Origin of the sequence: Streptomyces sp. NPDC055966 (genome assembly GCF_042269865.1) — a bacterium.
Taxonomy (GTDB): domain Bacteria; phylum Actinomycetota; class Actinomycetes; order Streptomycetales; family Streptomycetaceae; genus Streptomyces.
Map to the genome: position 1 here is coordinate 22,268 of NZ_JBHJYK010000035.1, position 16,699 is coordinate 38,966.

The 16,699-nt window shown below is 71.5% G+C and carries 17 protein-coding genes and 1 pseudogene; 11 read left to right on the plus strand and 7 right to left on the minus strand.

The features are described 5' to 3' along the window. Nucleotides 1-38: 38 nt before the first annotated feature. The 3 genes from ACFC8N_RS44645 to ACFC8N_RS44655 form a co-directional block, all read right to left on the minus strand. The gene (locus ACFC8N_RS44645; protein ID WP_356036337.1) at nucleotides 39-692 is read right to left on the minus strand and encodes a CBS domain-containing protein; all 654 of its coding nucleotides are present in this window, start codon (nucleotides 690-692) and stop codon (nucleotides 39-41) included. A 26-nt stretch (nucleotides 693-718) separates the two neighbouring features. After that, nucleotides 719-1,177: a cyclic nucleotide-binding domain-containing protein gene (locus tag ACFC8N_RS44650; protein ID WP_356036339.1), complete on the minus strand. Its 459-nt coding sequence runs from the start codon at nucleotides 1,175-1,177 to the stop codon at nucleotides 719-721. Nucleotides 1,178-1,296: 119 nt separating this feature from the next. Then, complete coding sequence (locus ACFC8N_RS44655; protein WP_356036342.1) at nucleotides 1,297-2,892, minus strand: helix-turn-helix domain-containing protein; 1,596 nt, start codon at nucleotides 2,890-2,892, stop codon at nucleotides 1,297-1,299. Between the two features lie 404 nt (nucleotides 2,893-3,296). Between ACFC8N_RS44655 and ACFC8N_RS44660 the strand changes: the two genes are divergently transcribed. The 3 genes from ACFC8N_RS44660 (at nucleotide 3,297) to ACFC8N_RS44670 (ending at nucleotide 5,403) form a co-directional block, all read left to right on the plus strand. Further along, nucleotides 3,297-3,665, plus strand: a complete 369-nt coding sequence (locus ACFC8N_RS44660; RefSeq protein ID WP_356036345.1) for a VOC family protein — start codon at nucleotides 3,297-3,299, stop codon at nucleotides 3,663-3,665. Nucleotides 3,666-3,727: 62 nt separating this feature from the next. Further along, on the plus strand, nucleotides 3,728-4,336 hold the full coding sequence (locus ACFC8N_RS44665) for a TetR/AcrR family transcriptional regulator (protein WP_356036347.1): 609 nt from the start codon (nucleotides 3,728-3,730) through the stop codon (nucleotides 4,334-4,336). A 50-nt stretch (nucleotides 4,337-4,386) separates the two neighbouring features. Next, nucleotides 4,387-5,403, plus strand: coding sequence for a DMT family transporter (locus ACFC8N_RS44670; protein ID WP_376295416.1), 1,017 nt, complete (start codon nucleotides 4,387-4,389; stop codon nucleotides 5,401-5,403). 147 nt (nucleotides 5,404-5,550) lie between these two features. Here the strand turns inward: ACFC8N_RS44670 and ACFC8N_RS44675 are convergent, their stop codons facing one another. Continuing rightward, entirely contained in the window at nucleotides 5,551-6,654 is a 1,104-nt protein-coding gene (locus tag ACFC8N_RS44675; protein WP_356036385.1) for a glutamate--cysteine ligase, read from the minus strand. Between the two features lie 358 nt (nucleotides 6,655-7,012). Here ACFC8N_RS44675 and ACFC8N_RS44680 point away from each other — a divergent pair, with 358 nt between their 5' ends. Beyond that, the gene (locus tag ACFC8N_RS44680) at nucleotides 7,013-7,519 is read left to right on the plus strand and encodes an SRPBCC family protein (protein ID WP_356036353.1); all 507 of its coding nucleotides are present in this window, start codon (nucleotides 7,013-7,015) and stop codon (nucleotides 7,517-7,519) included. Further along, the gene (locus tag ACFC8N_RS44685; RefSeq protein WP_376295418.1) at nucleotides 7,519-8,595 is read left to right on the plus strand and encodes an LLM class flavin-dependent oxidoreductase; all 1,077 of its coding nucleotides are present in this window, start codon (nucleotides 7,519-7,521) and stop codon (nucleotides 8,593-8,595) included. Before ACFC8N_RS44680 ends, ACFC8N_RS44685 begins: the two co-directional genes overlap by 1 nt. Nucleotides 8,596-8,670: 75 nt before the next feature. Here the strand turns inward: ACFC8N_RS44685 and ACFC8N_RS44690 are convergent, their stop codons facing one another. Then, nucleotides 8,671-9,207, minus strand: a complete 537-nt coding sequence (locus ACFC8N_RS44690) for a winged helix-turn-helix transcriptional regulator (RefSeq protein WP_376295420.1) — start codon at nucleotides 9,205-9,207, stop codon at nucleotides 8,671-8,673. Nucleotides 9,208-9,348: 141 nt separating this feature from the next. Between ACFC8N_RS44690 and ACFC8N_RS44695 the strand changes: the two genes are divergently transcribed. Together ACFC8N_RS44695 and ACFC8N_RS44700 are read left to right on the plus strand one after the other, a co-directional pair. Beyond that, nucleotides 9,349-10,680: a cytochrome P450 gene (locus ACFC8N_RS44695; protein WP_376295422.1), complete on the plus strand. Its 1,332-nt coding sequence runs from the start codon at nucleotides 9,349-9,351 to the stop codon at nucleotides 10,678-10,680. A gap of 86 nt (nucleotides 10,681-10,766) precedes the next feature. Continuing rightward, entirely contained in the window at nucleotides 10,767-11,753 is a 987-nt protein-coding gene (locus ACFC8N_RS44700; RefSeq protein ID WP_356036364.1) for an SDR family NAD(P)-dependent oxidoreductase, read from the plus strand. 261 nt (nucleotides 11,754-12,014) lie between these two features. Here ACFC8N_RS44700 and ACFC8N_RS44705 read toward each other — a convergent pair. After that, nucleotides 12,015-12,289, minus strand: a pseudogene (locus tag ACFC8N_RS44705) (GntR family transcriptional regulator); the annotation flags it as partial. A 240-nt stretch (nucleotides 12,290-12,529) separates the two neighbouring features. Between ACFC8N_RS44705 and ACFC8N_RS44710 the strand changes: the two are divergent. The 4 genes from ACFC8N_RS44710 (at nucleotide 12,530) to ACFC8N_RS44725 (ending at nucleotide 15,182) form a co-directional block, all read left to right on the plus strand. Continuing rightward, entirely contained in the window at nucleotides 12,530-12,931 is a 402-nt protein-coding gene (locus ACFC8N_RS44710; RefSeq protein WP_356036388.1) for a cupin domain-containing protein, read from the plus strand. Between the two features lie 101 nt (nucleotides 12,932-13,032). Beyond that, nucleotides 13,033-13,518 (plus strand): MarR family transcriptional regulator, encoded by a 486-nt coding sequence (locus ACFC8N_RS44715; RefSeq protein WP_356036366.1) that lies wholly within the window; start codon nucleotides 13,033-13,035, stop codon nucleotides 13,516-13,518. Nucleotides 13,519-13,676: 158 nt separating this feature from the next. Beyond that, the gene (locus ACFC8N_RS44720; protein ID WP_356036369.1) at nucleotides 13,677-14,345 is read left to right on the plus strand and encodes a nitroreductase; all 669 of its coding nucleotides are present in this window, start codon (nucleotides 13,677-13,679) and stop codon (nucleotides 14,343-14,345) included. 108 nt (nucleotides 14,346-14,453) lie between these two features. Next, nucleotides 14,454-15,182 (plus strand): SDR family oxidoreductase, encoded by a 729-nt coding sequence (locus tag ACFC8N_RS44725; RefSeq protein WP_356036371.1) that lies wholly within the window; start codon nucleotides 14,454-14,456, stop codon nucleotides 15,180-15,182. 37 nt (nucleotides 15,183-15,219) lie between these two features. Here the strand turns inward: ACFC8N_RS44725 and ACFC8N_RS44730 are convergent, their stop codons facing one another. Next, nucleotides 15,220-16,224 (minus strand): zinc-binding alcohol dehydrogenase family protein, encoded by a 1,005-nt coding sequence (locus tag ACFC8N_RS44730; protein WP_362818050.1) that lies wholly within the window; start codon nucleotides 16,222-16,224, stop codon nucleotides 15,220-15,222. Nucleotides 16,225-16,699: the final 475 nt, after the last annotated feature.

Genomic DNA, 16,699 nt, shown 5'->3' on the forward strand with positions numbered 1-16,699 from the left:
CAAGGTGCCGTCGGCCCCGCTCGACGTCTGTCTCCGGATCACCCCTCCCCGGCCGCGGTGAGCCGGCAGTCCACGCCCACCAGGCCCTCGACGCCACGCACCAGCCGGGCGGCGAGCGCAATGTCCGTGACGTCCTGGACCCGACCGGTCAGCGTCGCGACACCGTCGACGACCGTGATGTGCACGGGCTCGACCGGCGCCGGGAACAGCACGTCGACGATGTCACGCCTGATCTCGTCGGCGAGGTCGTTGTCCGGGCGCAGGAACACCTTCAGCAGATCCGCCCTGCTCACGACGCCTTCGAGCATGCCTTCGGCGTTCACCACGGGCAGCCGCTTGACGTGCCGCAGCGCCATGATGCGCGCCGCTTCGGCGAGCGTGGCGTCGGCGTGCACGGTGACGGCCGGCGCGCTCATCAGGTCCTCGGCGGCCACCGCCCCGGCCTTGGCCAGGTCGGCCAGCCGGCGTCGCTGGGTGAACCGGTCCGGGTCGCTGCCCCGGAACTCCTCCTTGGGCAGCAGATCGGCCTCGGACACGAGCCCGATCACCCGCCCGTCGCCCTCCAGCACCGGAAGCGCGCTGACCTGCCACTGCTCCATGCGCTCGACCATGTCCTTGAACCGGGCCCTGCGGCCCACGGCGACGACGGCCCGGGTCATCACGTCACTGACCCGGTGCGGGGTGGTCTCCATGGTCTCCTCCTCGAAGGGCCGGGCGGCTACGCCGGCTCTCCGCTGCCGTAGGGGGCGTACAGATCGAGCAGACGGACCCGGGACGCGTGCAGGCGCTGGGCGACCACCTGTCCGACCCAGACCGCGATCGCCCGGCCGAACGCGGCGTCCTCGGCGCACAGCGTCCGTACCGCCTCGGCATCGAACTCCCAGGCCCGCACCGGGCTCGTCGCCTCCGCACCCAGGTGCCAGAGGCACGGCGGGAAGTGCCAGGACCAGCCGACGAGTTCGCCGTGTCCGAGGGTTTCGATCACGGCGGCACGGCGGCCGGGCACGTGCAGATCGAGGGCGACGTTGCCGGTGCGCACGATCCAGAAGCGGTCGGCACGCCGGCCCTCCTCGAACAGCCGGGTCCCGGTCTCGAAGGAGACCTCGCGGGCGAGCCGCATCAGCCGCTCGCGATACGCGGGGTCGAGAGCTGCGTTCATGGTCGTCGCGGAGGTCATCTCACCGGCTCCCTTCGTGGCGGTCACCTCCAGCCTCGGCGCCTTCGGCGCCCGCCGCCACGGGCCGCCAGGACCCGGCCCGGGGCCCTTCGGCCCATGCCGCGCGGCCCAAGGGCGCTTCACGGTGCGGCAGGTGAGGGTTCCGGAGCAACACAGTCCGGGCCTCCGGCGCCGCCCGTGCGCCCTGCCCGGCGCCTCTCAGCCAGGTCGAGGGCCCGTTGCGCGAGCCACAGCTCGTGGACGGCGCTCGGGGAGCGCAGCAGGGAGCGTTGGAGCAAGGCCTCGCTCCGGGCGAGACGTTTGCGCACCGCGGACGTCGAGAGGGACAGCGCGGCGGCCGTCGGGCCGATGCGTGCGTCGAGCCGCAGCCAGGTGGTGAGCGTCTGCGCGGTGCAGTCCGGGACGCCGGGCGTCTGTAACGGGCGGAACTGGCGTTGTGCCCAGGCCACGACGTGGGGAAGTGCAAGGAGTTCGTCCAAGGAGGGCGCCGCCCCCACGGTGTCCGTCGCGCGGGGCTGCGGGCCGGGCGGGATGCCGGCGGCGATGGCGCGGAGGGCGAGGGCCAGCGCGGCTTGGTCGTGGAGGCGGTTCAGGTCGAGGCCCAGGAGTCTCTGGACGTGGGTGAGGCGCGCCGTGAGGGTGTTGCGGTGGATCTTCAGGTGTGCCGTCGCACGGGAGGAGAAGCTGAGCCAGGAGGCCGCGGTGGCCAGTAGTTCCCTGCCGTCCGGGTCCTGTGAGCGCCGTGCGGAGTGGGTGCGCAGCGGCGTGAGGAGGACAGCGGCCCAGGCCTCCGCCTGGGGTCCGATGGTGAGGGCCAGGTCGGGGTCGGCCGCGAACGAGGCGTGCCGTTCGGCGCGTTGGCGTGCGGCGGCCAGTGCGTGGAAGGCCTGGGCGTATGCGGTGGCGGTGTCGCGTAACGGCAGCGGGTCGCTCACTCCGATCCAGCAGGTGTCCGTCACGGAGCGCAGCCAGACCGGCTCGGCGGCGATGCCGGGGTGCGCCTCGGGACCGGCGGGCTCCAGTACCGCCAGGTGATCGGCGTACACGGGGCACGGCACGACCCACGCGTCGTCGACCGCGGCGGCCAACGCGTCCGCCACCGCGCGGCGTATCGTGGGCGGTCCCTCGACGACGTACAACCGCATCAGGTCGGGCAGTGCGGGGCGCAGCGCCCCGGCGACCTGGCGTGCGGCGCTCACCTGACCGTTCATCAGCAGATGCAGGACGGCCTCGCGCGTCCGGGCATCGGCGAGCCGGAGCGACCGCTGCTGCTGCCGGGCGTGCTCCAACTGCCAGCACAGGCTCAGACAGGACGTGGCGTCCGCGAGCAGGAGCCGCAGACCGGGCGGCGTCGGCCCGCGCAGCACGGCGGCGAGGAGCGGTGTGCGGACGCCCGGCGGGCCGTCGAGGGGAAGGACGAAGCACACGAGGTCTTCCTCGTCGATGGCCAGGGACTTGAGCCCCCGTGCGGTGATCTCCCGTACCCCGTGCCGTACGAGAGCGTGCTCCGCCCTGCCGAGGGGGAACCGGAGCGGGGACGTCACGACGCCCGAGCGGTCCACCAGGAGGACGGCTGCCCCGGTACGGGCCGCCAGCCAGCGGAGCAGTCGCGCGGTGCCGCCTTTTCGGGCGGCACGCTGCATGTTCAGCACGTCCTCGGCCCGTCGGGTCCGTTCGGCCGTTGCCGTGGCGGTACGCGGATCATCACCGTGCATGTCACTCCCCCGAGAGACATCCGAGTCGGTCAGGCCAGAGAGTAGCCGGGCGCTGATGGAGGTGAACAACGGGCTCGCCGTGCCGTCCGGCACGCGCAAGCCGTACTGCGCCGATTCCTCAGGGCGGGGTTTCGCCAGTCAATTGCACGATTGCGCAATTATGTGGCTATGCTGCTGAAGGTTTGAAGAGGCACCTCGTTCGGTGAGGCGTCTTCGCGGACACAGGCCACCGGGAAGACGCCGTGAAGTGCCAAGGCGCCGACGAGTTGGGGTGTACCGCCCGCCGCGCGGACCGGTCCGCTCCTTGAAACCCTGGCTCATTCGGTACGTCCCGGGGCACCGTCCCCGCGCCCCGGGCCGGCCCGAACCACATCCGACACATTTCTCACCGGAGGCCGCTCCCCATGCTTGTCGCTCTCGACCACGTCCAGCTCGCCGCACCGCCCTCCAGCGAGGACCGCCTGCGGTCCTTCTACGTCGATGCGCTGGGCCTGGTCGAGATTCCCAAGCCGCCGGTGCTGGCCAGGCGCGGCGGCGTCTGGTTCGCGACCGCCGACGGCTGCGTCCAGCTCCACCTGGGCATCGAGGAGCCCTTCCGTCCGGCCAAGAAGGCCCACCCGGGACTTCGGGTGAAGGACATCGACGCCTTCGCCGGACGGCTGGCGGCGCACGGCGCCCCGGTGGTCTGGGACGACACCCTCCCCGGTCATCGCCGCTTCTACAGCACGGACTCGGTCGGCAACCGGCTCGAATTCCTCGAACCCCTCACCTGACCCGCACGCCACCCGAGCAGATTAGGTAGACTGGTCTACCTAATCTGGAGGGAAGGGTCGTCATGAGCAAGACCGGCGCTGCGGCAGCACGGTCCACAGAGAGGCGGCGGCCGGCGCGTGAACGGCTGCTCGCCGCCGCGGCCCGCCGCTTCTACGCGGACGGCGTGTCCGCCACGGGCATCGACACGATCACCGCGGACGCGGGCGTGGCGAAGATGAGCCTCTACAACAACTTCTCGTCCAAGTCCGACCTGGTGAGGGCCTACCTCGACGCGCGGCACGAGGAGTGGCTCGGTCTGTACCGGCGCCGCCTGGAAGAGGCCCGGGACGCCCGCGAAAGCGTGCTCGCCGTCTTCGACGCGTATGCCGATCACGCGGCCTTCGCCTACGAGCACGGGTTCCGGGGCTGCGGCCTGCTCAACGCCGCCGCCGAACTGCCCGCAGGGGACGAGGGGCGCGCCGTCGTGCGCCGGCACAAGGAGCAGGTCGAGTCCCTGATCGCCGGACACCTGGAGCAACTCCTGCCCGACCGCCCCGAGGAGGCGCGTGCGGTGGCGGAGCATCTCGCGTTCCTCCTGGAGGGCGCGATGGCCCGGGCCGGCCTGGAGGGTGTGGACACCCGCCTGCAGCACGCGCGGACCATGGCGGCCGCCCTCCTGGACCGACTGTGACGCGGCCCGCCGGACGCCCGGCCCGCTCGGTCGGCATGGGATCGCTCTGCGTGCTGCTGGCATCCGTGCTGTGGGGCACCACCGGCACCGCCGCGACCTTCGCCCCCGACGTCGGCCCCCTCGCGATCGGCGCCGCCGCGATGGGCCTGGGCGGCCTGCTCCAAGCCGTCATGGCCGGCCCCCGCATCGCCGGGGAAGCCTCCGCGCTGCGCGAGCGTCGCGGTGCGGTGCTGCTCGGCGCCCTGGCGGTGGGCGTCTACCCGCTGGCCTTCTACAGCTCCATGCATCTGGCCGGAGTCGCCGCCGGAACCGTGGTCTCGATCGGTTCGGCCCCGCTCGCCTCGGCCCTCGTCGAACGCGTCGTGGACAGGCGCCGGCTCACGCGCCGCTGGACGGTCGGTGCGGTGCTGGGCCTGTCCGGTACGGCGCTGCTGTGCGTGGCGGAAGCGGCCGAAGCGGCCGGTGAGCACACCGGCGCCCGATCCGCGGGGTCGACCGTGCTCGGCGTCGGGCTCGGCCTGGTCGCCGGTTTCACCTACGCCCTCTACTCCTGGGCCGCCCACCGCCTGATCAGCCGGGGCATCAGCTCCCGCGCCGCCATGGGCGCCGTGTTCGGAGCGGGCGGCCTGCTGCTCATGCCGGTACTGCTGGCGACCGGCGGTCCGCTTCTCGACTCATGGTCCAACACGGCCGTCGGCGCCTACATGTCCCTGGTGCCCATGTTCCTCGGCTACGTCCTGTTCGGCTGGGGTCTGGCGCACGTGCCGGCGAGCACCGCGACCACGCTGTCGCTGCTGGAGCCCGCCGTCGCCGCCGTACTGGCCGTCCTGGTCGTCGGTGAACGCATCCCCACGCCGGGCTGGATCGGCATCGCCCTGGTCGTCTGCTGTCTCGCCGTGCTCACCATGCCGTCCCGCCGGGCGGCGGCGCGGGAAGCGGACGACGACGGCCCGGCCTCTCCGGGCCGCGACGGCCTCCCGGCGGGCCCGGACGGAGTGCACCGCGAGAGCGCGCCCTTGTCCGAGGAAGCGCGGGACGAGTTGGTCGGCCGCGCCGGCGGCGGGTAGCGCCACGGCCCTGTCCGGGCGCCCCTTCGGTGCCCGCGCCGGCAGCACGCGGCGTGCGCGGCCGTCTCCGCGGTGAGCGTCGCCTCACGCCCTGGGCCGTGGCGCCCGGCGGACCGCCCGCCGGCGGCCTGCGGTGCCCGGGCGCCGTCACCCCCGGCCACCGCCGCCCGGAGCCGTCAGGGTGTGGGCGATGAGGTAGTCGACGGTGTCGGTCGGGCGCCGCCGCTGCCGCAGAGCGGCGCGCTGCCGGACCGCGCCGGTGCCGTGCAGGTCGAGCCGGGAGAGCAGGGAGTCGAACAGGGCGCTGTCGCCGTGCCGGTCAAGCGCGGGGCGGATCCAGTCCAGCAGGCTGCGCATCCGGCGCGAGGACGGTGTGCGCAGGCGGGAGACCGGGTCGAGAGCCGTACCCGTGAGGCCTTCGCGGGCCGAATGCCACGATGCCGCGCGCAGCAGATGGGGGTCGGGGCGTGGGGCGGACCGACCGGAGCGGACTTCGGCCAGCGCGGTGGCGGCCGCCGCGCGAACCAGGGCGGCGAACAGTACGGTGTCGTCCACGGTCAGGGCCGCGTCGGCGACCCGCACCTCCAGGGTGGGCAGGTGGTGGGAGGGTCTGATGTCCCAGTAGATCCCCCCTGCGTCGAGTACCACACCGGTGCCGATCAGGGTGGCGACGAGGTCGTCGTAGTGGTCGGCCGACTCGAAGTACGGCGGGGGCCCGGCGGCCGGCCAGCGCGCCCAGCACACGGTGCGCCAACTGGCGTGGCCGGTGTCCCGCCCGCCCCACAACGGCGAGTTCGCCGCCACCGCGATCAGCACCGCGATCCAGGCCCGCAGATGATTGCTGACCCGGACGGCCTCCTCACGGCTGTCCATCCCCACGTGGATGTGACACGCACAGCACACCTGCTCCTCGTCCAGCGCGCCGAAGGCCCGCGCACTGCGCTCGTACCGGTCACCGGGCATGAACGGCGGGGCACCCGCGGGGGAGAGGACCGGGGTGCCGCTGGAGACCAGCCCGGCCCCGTGGGCGGAGGCCGCGCGGGACAGGTGCAGCCGGTTGGCATAGAGCTGTTCGGCGAGCGTGCCCAGATCCCGGTGGGGGTCCGTGCGCGTCTCGACCTGATAGCGGGTCAGCTCCGGGGCGACCCGGTCGTCGAGCCTGGCCTCGGCGGTCGCGATGACCGGCGCGGCCACCGGCGTCAGCAGCCGCGTCCGCGGATCGACGAGGAGGAACTCCTCCTCCACCCCCACCGTCAACAACGGCCCCCTCACCCTTGCCACCGGCCCGCTGCCGGTCTCGGGGGCGGGTGATCTCTCGCTGCGGGATATTCGGCTCTCCACAGTCGGGATCCTTCACCGGGCGACCGCCGGGCTCCCGCCGCGAGGGGGAAACGCCGCGAACGAAGCGGCAGATGGCCGAAGAACCCCGGTTCCGTGCCGGCGGAACACCGGTCCGGCTTGGCTCGTACGGTCCGGGCACAGCGGCCCCGCCCCGTGGCCGGCCCGTGTCCGCCCACGGGCGTCGTCCGTGGACCTGCGTCCTTGACACGTAAGTCTCATAAAGCAACTCTGGAGGTCAAGATTACAATTGACGAGGAGGCGGGCGGTCTTGGAATGGACGGGCGCGTGCTACGCGGACACACCCACGACCGAGGTGCGGGTATGGATCGACGCCTCACCCGACACGGTGTGGGCCATGGTCAGCGACATCGAGCTGATGCCGGGCATGAGTGAGGAGCTCCGGTCCGTGGAATGGCTAGACGGGGCGGCCGGTCCCGCGGTGGGGGCGAGGTTCGTCGGCCGCAGCGAGCACGAGGCGCTCGGCAGGTGGGAGACGACGTCCCACGTCATCGAGTGTGAACCGCGGTCCGTCCTCGCCTGGGCGGTGGAGGATCCGGCCCATCCCTCCGCGGTCTGGCGTTTCCGGCTTCGGCCCAGGGACGGCGGGACGGAACTGTCGCAGTGGATGCAATTGGGCCCCGGGCGTTCCGGGCTGTCCATGGCGATCGACCGGATGCCGGAGAAGGAACAGAAGATCGTCTTCGTGCGCATGCGCGAGTTCGAGCGCGCCATGACGCACACGCTGGCGCAGATCAAGCAGCGGGCGGAGGCGTGATGCGGACGGCCACCACCATCGAGGCCTCGGGCGGGGAATCCTGGTCCGGCCACACGGACTTCGTCGTCGAGGCCGAGAAACTGGGTCTGGACATCTGCTGGGTCGCCGAGGCGTGGGGCTCCGACGCGCCCTCGGCCCTCGGCTACTACGCGGCACGAACCGACCGGCTGCTCCTGGGGTCCGGCGTGATGCAACTGGGCACACGGACGCCGGCGGCCGTCGCACAGACCGCCGTCACCCTCTCCAACCTGTCGGGCGGACGCTTCCTGCTCGGTCTCGGCGCATCCGGCCCCCAGGTGATCGAGGGACTGCACGGAGTGCCCTTCGCCCGGCCGCTCAGGCGCATGCGTGAAACCGTGGAGATCGTGAAACGGGTCCTCGACGGCGACCGACTCTCCTATTCCGGCGCGGAGTTCACGATCCCGCTGGCCGGCAGCGAGGCCGTCCCGATGCGACTGTCGATGCGCGCCGAGTACGACATCCCCGTCTACCTGGCGTCACTGTCCCCGGCGATGCTCCGCCTGACCGGCGAGGTCGCCGACGGCTGGCTCGGCACCAGCTTCGTGCCCGAGGGCGCGGCCGACGCCTACTTCGCCCACCTCGACGAGGGGTTGGCCCACAGCGGTCGTACCCGAGCGGACCTCGACGTCTGCCAGGGCGCCGAAGTCGCCTTCGCACCGGATGCGGACGCGCTCCGCCACATGATCGCCGGACGCAAGAAGGAACTCGCCTTCAGCCTGGGCGGCATGGGGTCGGCGTCCACCAACTTCTACAACAACGCCTACAGCCGACAGGGTTGGGCCGAGGCCGCGGCCGAGGTGCGCGAGCGGTGGCAGGGCGGTGACCGGGACGGCGCCGTCGGTCTCGTGACCGACGAGATGGTGCTCGGTACGACGCTCATCGGCACGGAGGACATGGTCCGCGAGCGGCTACGGGTCTGGCGCGACGCGGGCGTCACCACCGTACGCCTCTATCCGGCCGGAGAAACCCTGGGCGACCGGCTGGACACCCTGGCCAGGGCGATCGAACTGGTCCGTGAGGTCGACGCGAGCCCTGAGCCGTCGCAGAGCGGCTGAGACACCCGGCGCACTTGCTTCCGCCGCATACGTGTGTGATCGGCGTCCCGCGAGCGCCGGATCCGGACGCCGAGATCACCCGGCGTCCGGATCCGGCGCGCCTTCCCCCGACTCATCCAGCCGGAAACGCCGCCGGACGGCCGGCCGGTCGAGAAGTCGCGCGGGATAGCCGGGGCCGGGCCGTGCGGTGACGTCCTCCCAGGCGAGGGGCTCCTTGCAGTGCGAGCACACCACCTCCCCGTGGGCGTCATGACCACAGGTCTCGTGCCGGGTGATCACCGGTGCCCCTTCCTCGTCCGCGAGCCACCGGTCGCCCCACCGCGTCATGGCGAGGATGACACCGTAGAAATCGCGACCGGACTCGGTCAGAACGTACTCGTGGCGCACGGGCTGTGTCTCGTACACCCGCTTCTCCAACAGGCCCGCCTCCACCAGCCTGCGCAGCCGCTCCGCCAGCGTGTTCCGGGCGATGCCCAACTCCTGTTGGAACGCGTCGAACCGGCGGATCCCGTAGAAGGCCTCCCTCAGCACCAGGGGAGTCCACCAGTCCCCCAGCAGATCCATGGTCCTGGCCACCGAACACGGCCAGTTCGCGAACGACGTGCGTCTCATACGGCGATGGTACGAGTCTTCTCGTGAGACTCAGCAGCCGGCGAAGGTGATCGTGCAGATCACGGGGAACACACCCCACACTACGTCTGGTGCCTCGGCGAGACGAGCCGGGCAGGAGACCAGGGAACCAGGAGAAGAAGCATGGGCATCGAAGCCGGATCCGGCTCCCTCCCACACGTTTCCGGAGCGGGGTGGCCGGTCCCCGAAGCCGGTCACGCACTGGTGGAGCGGTGGCGTGCGGCGGGCGGCGAACTGGTGGAACTGCTGTCCGAGGTCCGCGAGCAGTTCGGCGGCGTCGCCGCGTTCCGCCTGGGACCGGCTCCCACCGTGCTCGTCACCGACCCGGAGGCGGTCCAACACGTACTCGCCAGGCACCCGGAGCGGTACGTCAAACGGTCGCACCGCGCCCGCCTGCTCATCGGCGACGGGGTCCTGTCCGCCACCGGTGCCGCCTGGAGGCAGCAACGCCGGTTGCTGCAGAGCCAGTTCACCGCCACCGGCATGCGGCGCTACGAACGGCGGATCACCGAGGCCGCCCGGACCACCGCCGGACGCTGGGCCGCGTACGCCCGTACCGGGCAGTCCTTCGACGTCGGGCAGGAGATGCGGCGCTTCGCGTTGGACACCATCTGGCGCTCCCTCACCGGGCACCCCCTCGACGACGAGACCGATCGTGAACTGGCCGCCGTGGCTTCCGTGGCAGCCGCGCTGCCGACGCTGCCGGCTGACGTCCGCCACGCCCAGGACGCCGTCGCCGCCGATCTCGCCCGGATCGACGCGGTCGCCCGGCACGCCATCGAAGCCGTGCGCAGCGGGTCGACCGGGCCGGACGGCCCTGGCCTGCTGCATGTCCTGATCGACGCCGCGGCCGAGTACCCCGCGTACACGGACCGGCTGATCCGCGACGAACTGGTCACGCTGCTCGTGGCCGGGCACGAAACCACGGCCACCACCCTGACCTGGCTCTACCTGCTCCTCGACGCGAATCCCGCTGCCCGTGAGCAAGCCCTCGCGGCGGGCGGTGAAGGATCGGAGCGACGCCGCGAGGCCGTCCAGGCTCTCGTCCATGAGACGCTCCGGTTCTACCCGTCCGGCTGGATCCTGCCCCGCCACGCCACCGAGGACGACACCCTCGCCGGCTACGCCGTCGACGCGGGTACGGACATCCTGGTCTGCCCGTACCTCACCCACCGTGATCCCCGACTGTGGTCGGATCCGGACCGCTTCGATCCGCTGCGCTTCACCACCCCGGACGCCCGCCCCACCCGGCCCGGCGCGTACTACCCCTTCGGCATCGGCCCCCGCGCCTGCCTCGGCATGCAGTTCGCACTCCGGGAATCGACGGTCCTGCTCGAACACCTGCTGCCGCACCACACACCGGTCTTCAGCTCCACCCCCGAGAAGGCCGCGTACGGCATCACCGTCCGCCCGGACGGCCCCACACCCGCCACCCTGCAACCGTCACTCGCGTGAGGCGCGTGTGGTACGAGACGGTTTCCCGCGGGGCGCGCAGGGCGCGACTTGACTTCGAGTGCACTCGAATTCGTAGCGTTCCGGACATGAGCACTGCACAGCACAAGATCGGATCCGGTTTCGGCGCCACCAGCACCGCCGACGACGTCCTGCACGGCATCGATCTGACGGGCAAACTCGCCCTCGTCACCGGCGGCTACTCGGGGATCGGCCTGGAGACCACCCGGGCGCTGGTCAAGGCCGGCGCCCACGTGGTCGTGCCCGCCCGCCGCCCGGCCACGGCCGAACAGGCACTGGCCGGCATCTCCGGCGTCGAACTGGACGAGCTGGACCTCGGCGACCTGGAGAGCGTGCGCGGCTTCGCCGAGCGGTTCCTCGCCTCCGGGCGGACGATCGACATCATGATCGACAGTGCCGGGATCATGGCGTGCCCGGAGACCCGGGTGGGCCCCGGCTGGGAGGCCCAGTTCGCCACCAACCACCTCGGTCACTTCGCCCTCGTCAACCGTCTGTGGCCCGCGCTCGCACGCGGCGGCGCCCGGGTCGTCTCCGTCTCCTCCCGTGGCCACCACTTCTCCGGCATCCGCTGGGACGACATCCACTGGCGGCAGGGCTACGACAAGTGGGAGGCCTACGGTCAGGCCAAGACCGCCAACGTCCTGTTCGCCGTCCAGCTCGACAAGCTCGGCCGGGATGCCGGCGTCCGGGCCTTCGCCCTGCACCCCGGTGGCATCATCACCCCGCTCCAGCGGCATCTGCCCAAGGAGGAGATGATCGAGCGGGGCTGGATCGACGAGGACGGCAACGTGCTCAACCCCAAGGGCTTCAAGACCCCGCCGCAGGGTGCGGCCACCCAGGTGTGGGCGGCGACCTCGCCGCAGCTGGACGGGATCGGTGGCGTCTATCTGGAGGACTGCGACATCGCCGAACTCGCGCCGGAGGGCGACGCCGGGCCCCTCGGCGTCAAGGAGTGGGCGATCGACCCGGAGCAGGCGGCCCGGCTGTGGGAGCTCTCGGCGGAGCTGACGGGAGTCAACGCGTTCCCCGCCGCCCCCGCCGAGGACTCGCTGTAACTTCCGGGAACCCGTGGCCGGTTCGACGACCGGGCGAGATCCTCGGACACGGCCCACAGCCGTCCAGGGCGTAGGGTGCGACGCCGGCGACCGGCTCGGCCTCGGCACGGTCCTCGAAACAGCGGCCGGTGATGCCTTCCACCGTCGGCGATGCCGCCGGCGGCGCCGAGGCCGCGGCGCCCTGCGCCACCTCTTCCGCGGCGGCAGCGCGATGGCGCCCGAGGCGATGAACTCGGCCACCTCACGCATGTCCATGTGCGTGGGCCGGGCGAGCGACCGCGTCACGAAGGTTCCGAGGCTCCGGCGCAGTTCGACCAGGCCGGCCTGCTTCGTGCCGCGGTAGGCCCGGAGCACGGTGTTGGGGTTGATGGCGGTCGCCGCCGCACCTGCTTGGCCGTGGGCACCCTGTCCCCGACCTTCAAGACGCCCATCCGGAGCGCCCGCTCGGTCTGCTCGACGATCTGCACATAGGCCGGGCGTGGTGGATGCCCGACACCGATGTCAAACGCCGAGGGGTGCGCGAGCCCGCGAAGCATCGTGGGCGGTGCCTCCGGCGGGACGAGGTCGCGCCCCGAGATGCCGTCGGTCGTGAGTGTGAAAACGTGTAACCGTGAGATGAACCGGAACGGCGTCCAGGCGAGGAAGGCCGGCGCGCTGCCCGCTCGGCGGTGGAACGGACCTGCGGCCGGAGTGCCGTGGAGTGCCGTTTGGCCCCTGCGGGCGGGAGTCCGACGACAGGGCCCAGGAGGTGCAGCACCGTGCGCGAGATACGCGAGATGGCATCGGTGACCGGGGTCGGACCCAAGATGCTGGCGGACGTCAAGCCGCCGTTCATTCCCGAGGGCGCTTCGGGGATGACCGTCCTCGTCGAGTGGCCTCCCGGTGACCCCGGGACTCCTCCGCACCGCCACTCGGGGCCGTGTTTCGGCTACGTGATCGACGGCGCGGTCCGGTGGGAGCTGGAGGGCGAGCCGGAGCGCGTGATCAAGGCAGGTGAGACGTTCTGGGAGCCCGGTGGTGACGTGATCCATTACCAGGACGGCAACGCCCTGTCGGACGCGCCGGCCAGGTTCGTCCTGGTCATGATGTGCGCCCCGGGCCAGCCGATGCTCACCCTGGTCGACGAGGACGAACTGAAGAAGCGGGCCCATCTGCGCGCCCCACGTCCCACCGGCTGACCTGCCGCCTGATCTCACAGGCCGGGCCCCGCGAAAGCCACCCCTCATATGGTTTCATTCGATACCGTATCGAATGAGTGGATGGCTGGTAATGTTCCCTCATGGCTGCCAATGCTCCTCGTCAACCCGCCGTCCCGCGCGCGACCGACCGCCCTGGGGACCGGTCGCCCTTCGCGCTGGGCTTGTTGCTGCGCCGGGCTCACTGGCGTGCTGCCGCGCTGATGGGGGAAGCGCTTCGGCCGCTCGGCATCGAGTTGCGACATTTCGCCGTGCTGATCGTGCTGGTCAACCACGGGCCCACGGTGCAGCGGGACCTGGCGGCGGCGACCGGGTCGGACAAGGCGGGAATCATGCGGGTCGTGGACGACCTGGAGCGCAAGGGTCTGGCCGTACGCAAGGCCGTTCCGGGGGACCGGCGGGCGCGGGCGGTGGAGATCACCCCTGAGGGAATCGAACTCTTCGATGCGGCCCACGTGGCCGCCGAGCCGCTGGCCGAGCGTCTGGTCGCCGAACTGGCCGCCGGGGAGCCCGAGCAACTGACGGAGTTGCTGACCCGGCTCGCCCATCCCGTGGACGGCGAGGCGTAAGGGCGCCCGCGCGCCGGTTTCCGGCCGCGCCGGTCGCGACGCGCGCACCACCGAGAGCCGAGATCCACGCCGAGATAGTTGAGCTCGATACGGTATCGAGTGATACTATCTTGAGCGTAACGAAGCTGAACTCGTTGAGTGGATGGAGGCGGGCGATCATGGACGTCTATGAGGCCGTCACGAGCCGACGGGCGGTGCGCGCGTTCACCGACCGGCCCGTGCCGAGGGAAACGCTGGAGCGGGTGCTGTCCGCCGCGGCCTGGGCGCCGTCCGGATCGAACATCCAGCCGTGGCGCGCCTACGTGGTGACCGGCGGGCCGCTGGCCGAGATAAAGAAGCGTGCCGGCGAACGGCTGGCCGCAGGCGACCCCTGGGACGAGCGGGAGTACGAGATGTACCCGCCCGACCTGAAGTCCCCGTACCGCGAGCGCCGATCCGACTTCGGCAAGGTGCGCTACGGCGCACTCGGCATCGCCCGCGAGGACTGGGAGGCGCGCCGGAGGGCCGCCACCGAGAACTGGAACTGTTTCGGAGCCCCCGCCGCCCTGTTCTGCTACATCGACCGCGACCTGGGCCCGGCCCAATGGTCCGACGTCGGCATGTTCTTGCAGACCGTCATGCTGCTGCTCCGCGCCGAAGGTCTGCACAGTTGCGCGCAGATGGCGTGGTCGGAGTACCGCAGGACCGTCGCGGAAGTCCTGTCACCGCCGGAGAACCTCGTCCTCTTCTGTGGCATGGCGATCGGATATGAGGACGTCAAGGTCCATGGTGAGCGCACGGGCCGGGCGCCGCTCGACGAGACGGTCACGTTCGTCGACGGACTCTGACGCGGCCCCTCCTCGGTCGGTCCACAGGTGCGACGGGCTGATTCATGCCCCGCCCACACGACGTTCCGTATGCCATATTGCGCACGTAATCCGGACGAAAGGTATGTCATGAAGATCGCAGTCATCGGGGGTACCGGACTGATCGGGTCGCAGGTCGTCAAGGACCTGAACGCGGCCGGACACGAGGCGGTACCGCACTCGAAGTCCACCGGAGTCGACATCATCAGCGGTCAGGGGCTGGACGAGGCGGTGGCGGGAGCCGACGTCGTCGTCAACCTGACGAACTCCCCGACCTTCGACGAGGCCTCCCTGGCCTTCTTCCAGACCTCGATGGACAACCTCCTGGCCGCGGCCCGGAAGGGCGGTGCCGGCCACTTCGTCGTCCTCTCGATCGTCGGCGTGGACCAGGTGCCCGAGCTGGACTACTACCGCGCCAAGCTGCTCCAGGAGAAGATCCTCGCAGCCGGGCCGATCCCCTACTCGATCGTGCGGGCCACGCAGTTCATGGACTTCATGGACGCGGTCCTGTCCTGGACGGCTGACGCCGACACCGTCCGGCTGCCCGCCACGCCCATCCAGCCCATCGCCTCCAAGGATGTGGCCGCCGCGGTGGCGGAGGTCGCCGCGGGGGCCCCGCTGAACGGCATCCGGAACGTCGCCGGCCCCGAGATCTACCCCCTGGACGAGTTGGGCCGGATGACCCTGTCCCGCAAGGGCGACAAGCGTACCGTCGTCACCGACCCCACGGCCGGCATGTTCGCCGCCGTCAAGGGCGACGTCCTCACGGACAGGAACGCCCACCTCGCCCCCACCAGCTACACCGAGTGGCTGTCCTGACATCCCCGCCCGCGCTGGATCCGCGGCGCGCTGGGGTTCACAGGTCGTTCAGCAGTACCGCCGCCCCGTCGAAGCGGCCCGCCTTCAGATCGCTCAGTGCCCGCTGCGCCTCGGAGAGCGGGTAGGGATGTGTGGTGGCCCGGACGCCGTACCGGGCCGCCAGTGCCAGGAAGTCCCGGCCGTTGTCCCGGGTGTTCGAGGTGACGCTGCGCAGTTCCTTCTCGTAGAACAGCTCGCTCTCGTAACGCAGCACCGGGACATCGCTGAGATGGATGCCCGCGACCGCCAGGACCCCTCCCCGGTCCAGTGCCCGCAGTGCCACCGGCACGAGCTCACCGGCCGGTGCGAACAGGATCGCCCCGTCCAGCGGCTCCGGCGGCTCGTCGTAGGCCCCGCGGGCCGACGCACAGCCCAGGTCGAGGGCGAGCCGTCGCGAGGCCTCGTCGCGGGTCAGGACATGGACCGTCGCTCCCTGTGCCAGGGCGACCTGCGCGCACAGGTGGGCGCTGCCGCCGAACCCGTACAGTCCGAGACGCCCGCCCGGCGGCAGTGACGTCCGCAGCAGTGCCCGGTAGCCGATGATGCCCGCGCACAGCAACGGTGCGAGCGCGACGTCGTCGACGTCCGCAGGCAGCCTGTAGGCGAAGGCGGCCGGGACGGTGGTGTACTCGGCGTAGCCGCCGTCGGCGTCCCAGCCGGTGTACTCGGAGCCGGGGCACAGGTTCTCGGCCCCGCGCAGGCAGTACCGGCAGGTGCCGTCCGTACGGCGCAGCCAGGCCGCTCCCACGCGGTCGCCGGCCGCCCACCCGCTCACACCCGCACCGGCGCCGTCGACCACGCCGACCACCTCGTGGCCGGGCGTCACCCCGGCCCGGCGCACCGGCAGGTCACCCTCGGCGACGTGCAGATCGGTACGGCACACACCGCACGCCCGCACCCGCACGAGCAGCTCACCGGATCCCGGTTCCGGCACGGGCCGCTCGACGAGCCGCAACGGCTCCTGCTCGACAGGCCCCGGCCGGGCCACCACCCATGCACGCATCGGCTGTGCCCCCTGTCCTGTGCACGCCTCCCCTTCCAGTGTGGTCCAGCATGACGGCCGGCGCGCGGTACCGCCCCGCTGGTCGTGGCGGAGGCGTGGGGTGAGGCGAGGTAGACGACCAGGTTGGCGATCACCTCGGGCTCGATGCGGGGATGACGACGGCCGAGTCGCTGGCGAGGTTCAGGACGCGTTCCCCCGTCGAGGCTGCGTTCCGCCGGATGCGGTCGGGGAGGGGTGACGGACTCGGAGATCACGATGGTGCCGTCGCTCAGGCGGCGCCTGGCGCCGCGACGCCTTCTGCGCCGGGGTACGCGCCATATGCCTCGGCGATTCCCACGAACGTCTCGTCACCATGGCGATGTGCGGGCGAGAGACGGCAGCGGGATTCCTGACTGTCCGTCATACGCGTCGCCACGGGCGGACGTTAGGGGGAAGGCGTTGGCCGCGAGGTCGTGGTCGGTGAGGGTGAAGCCCC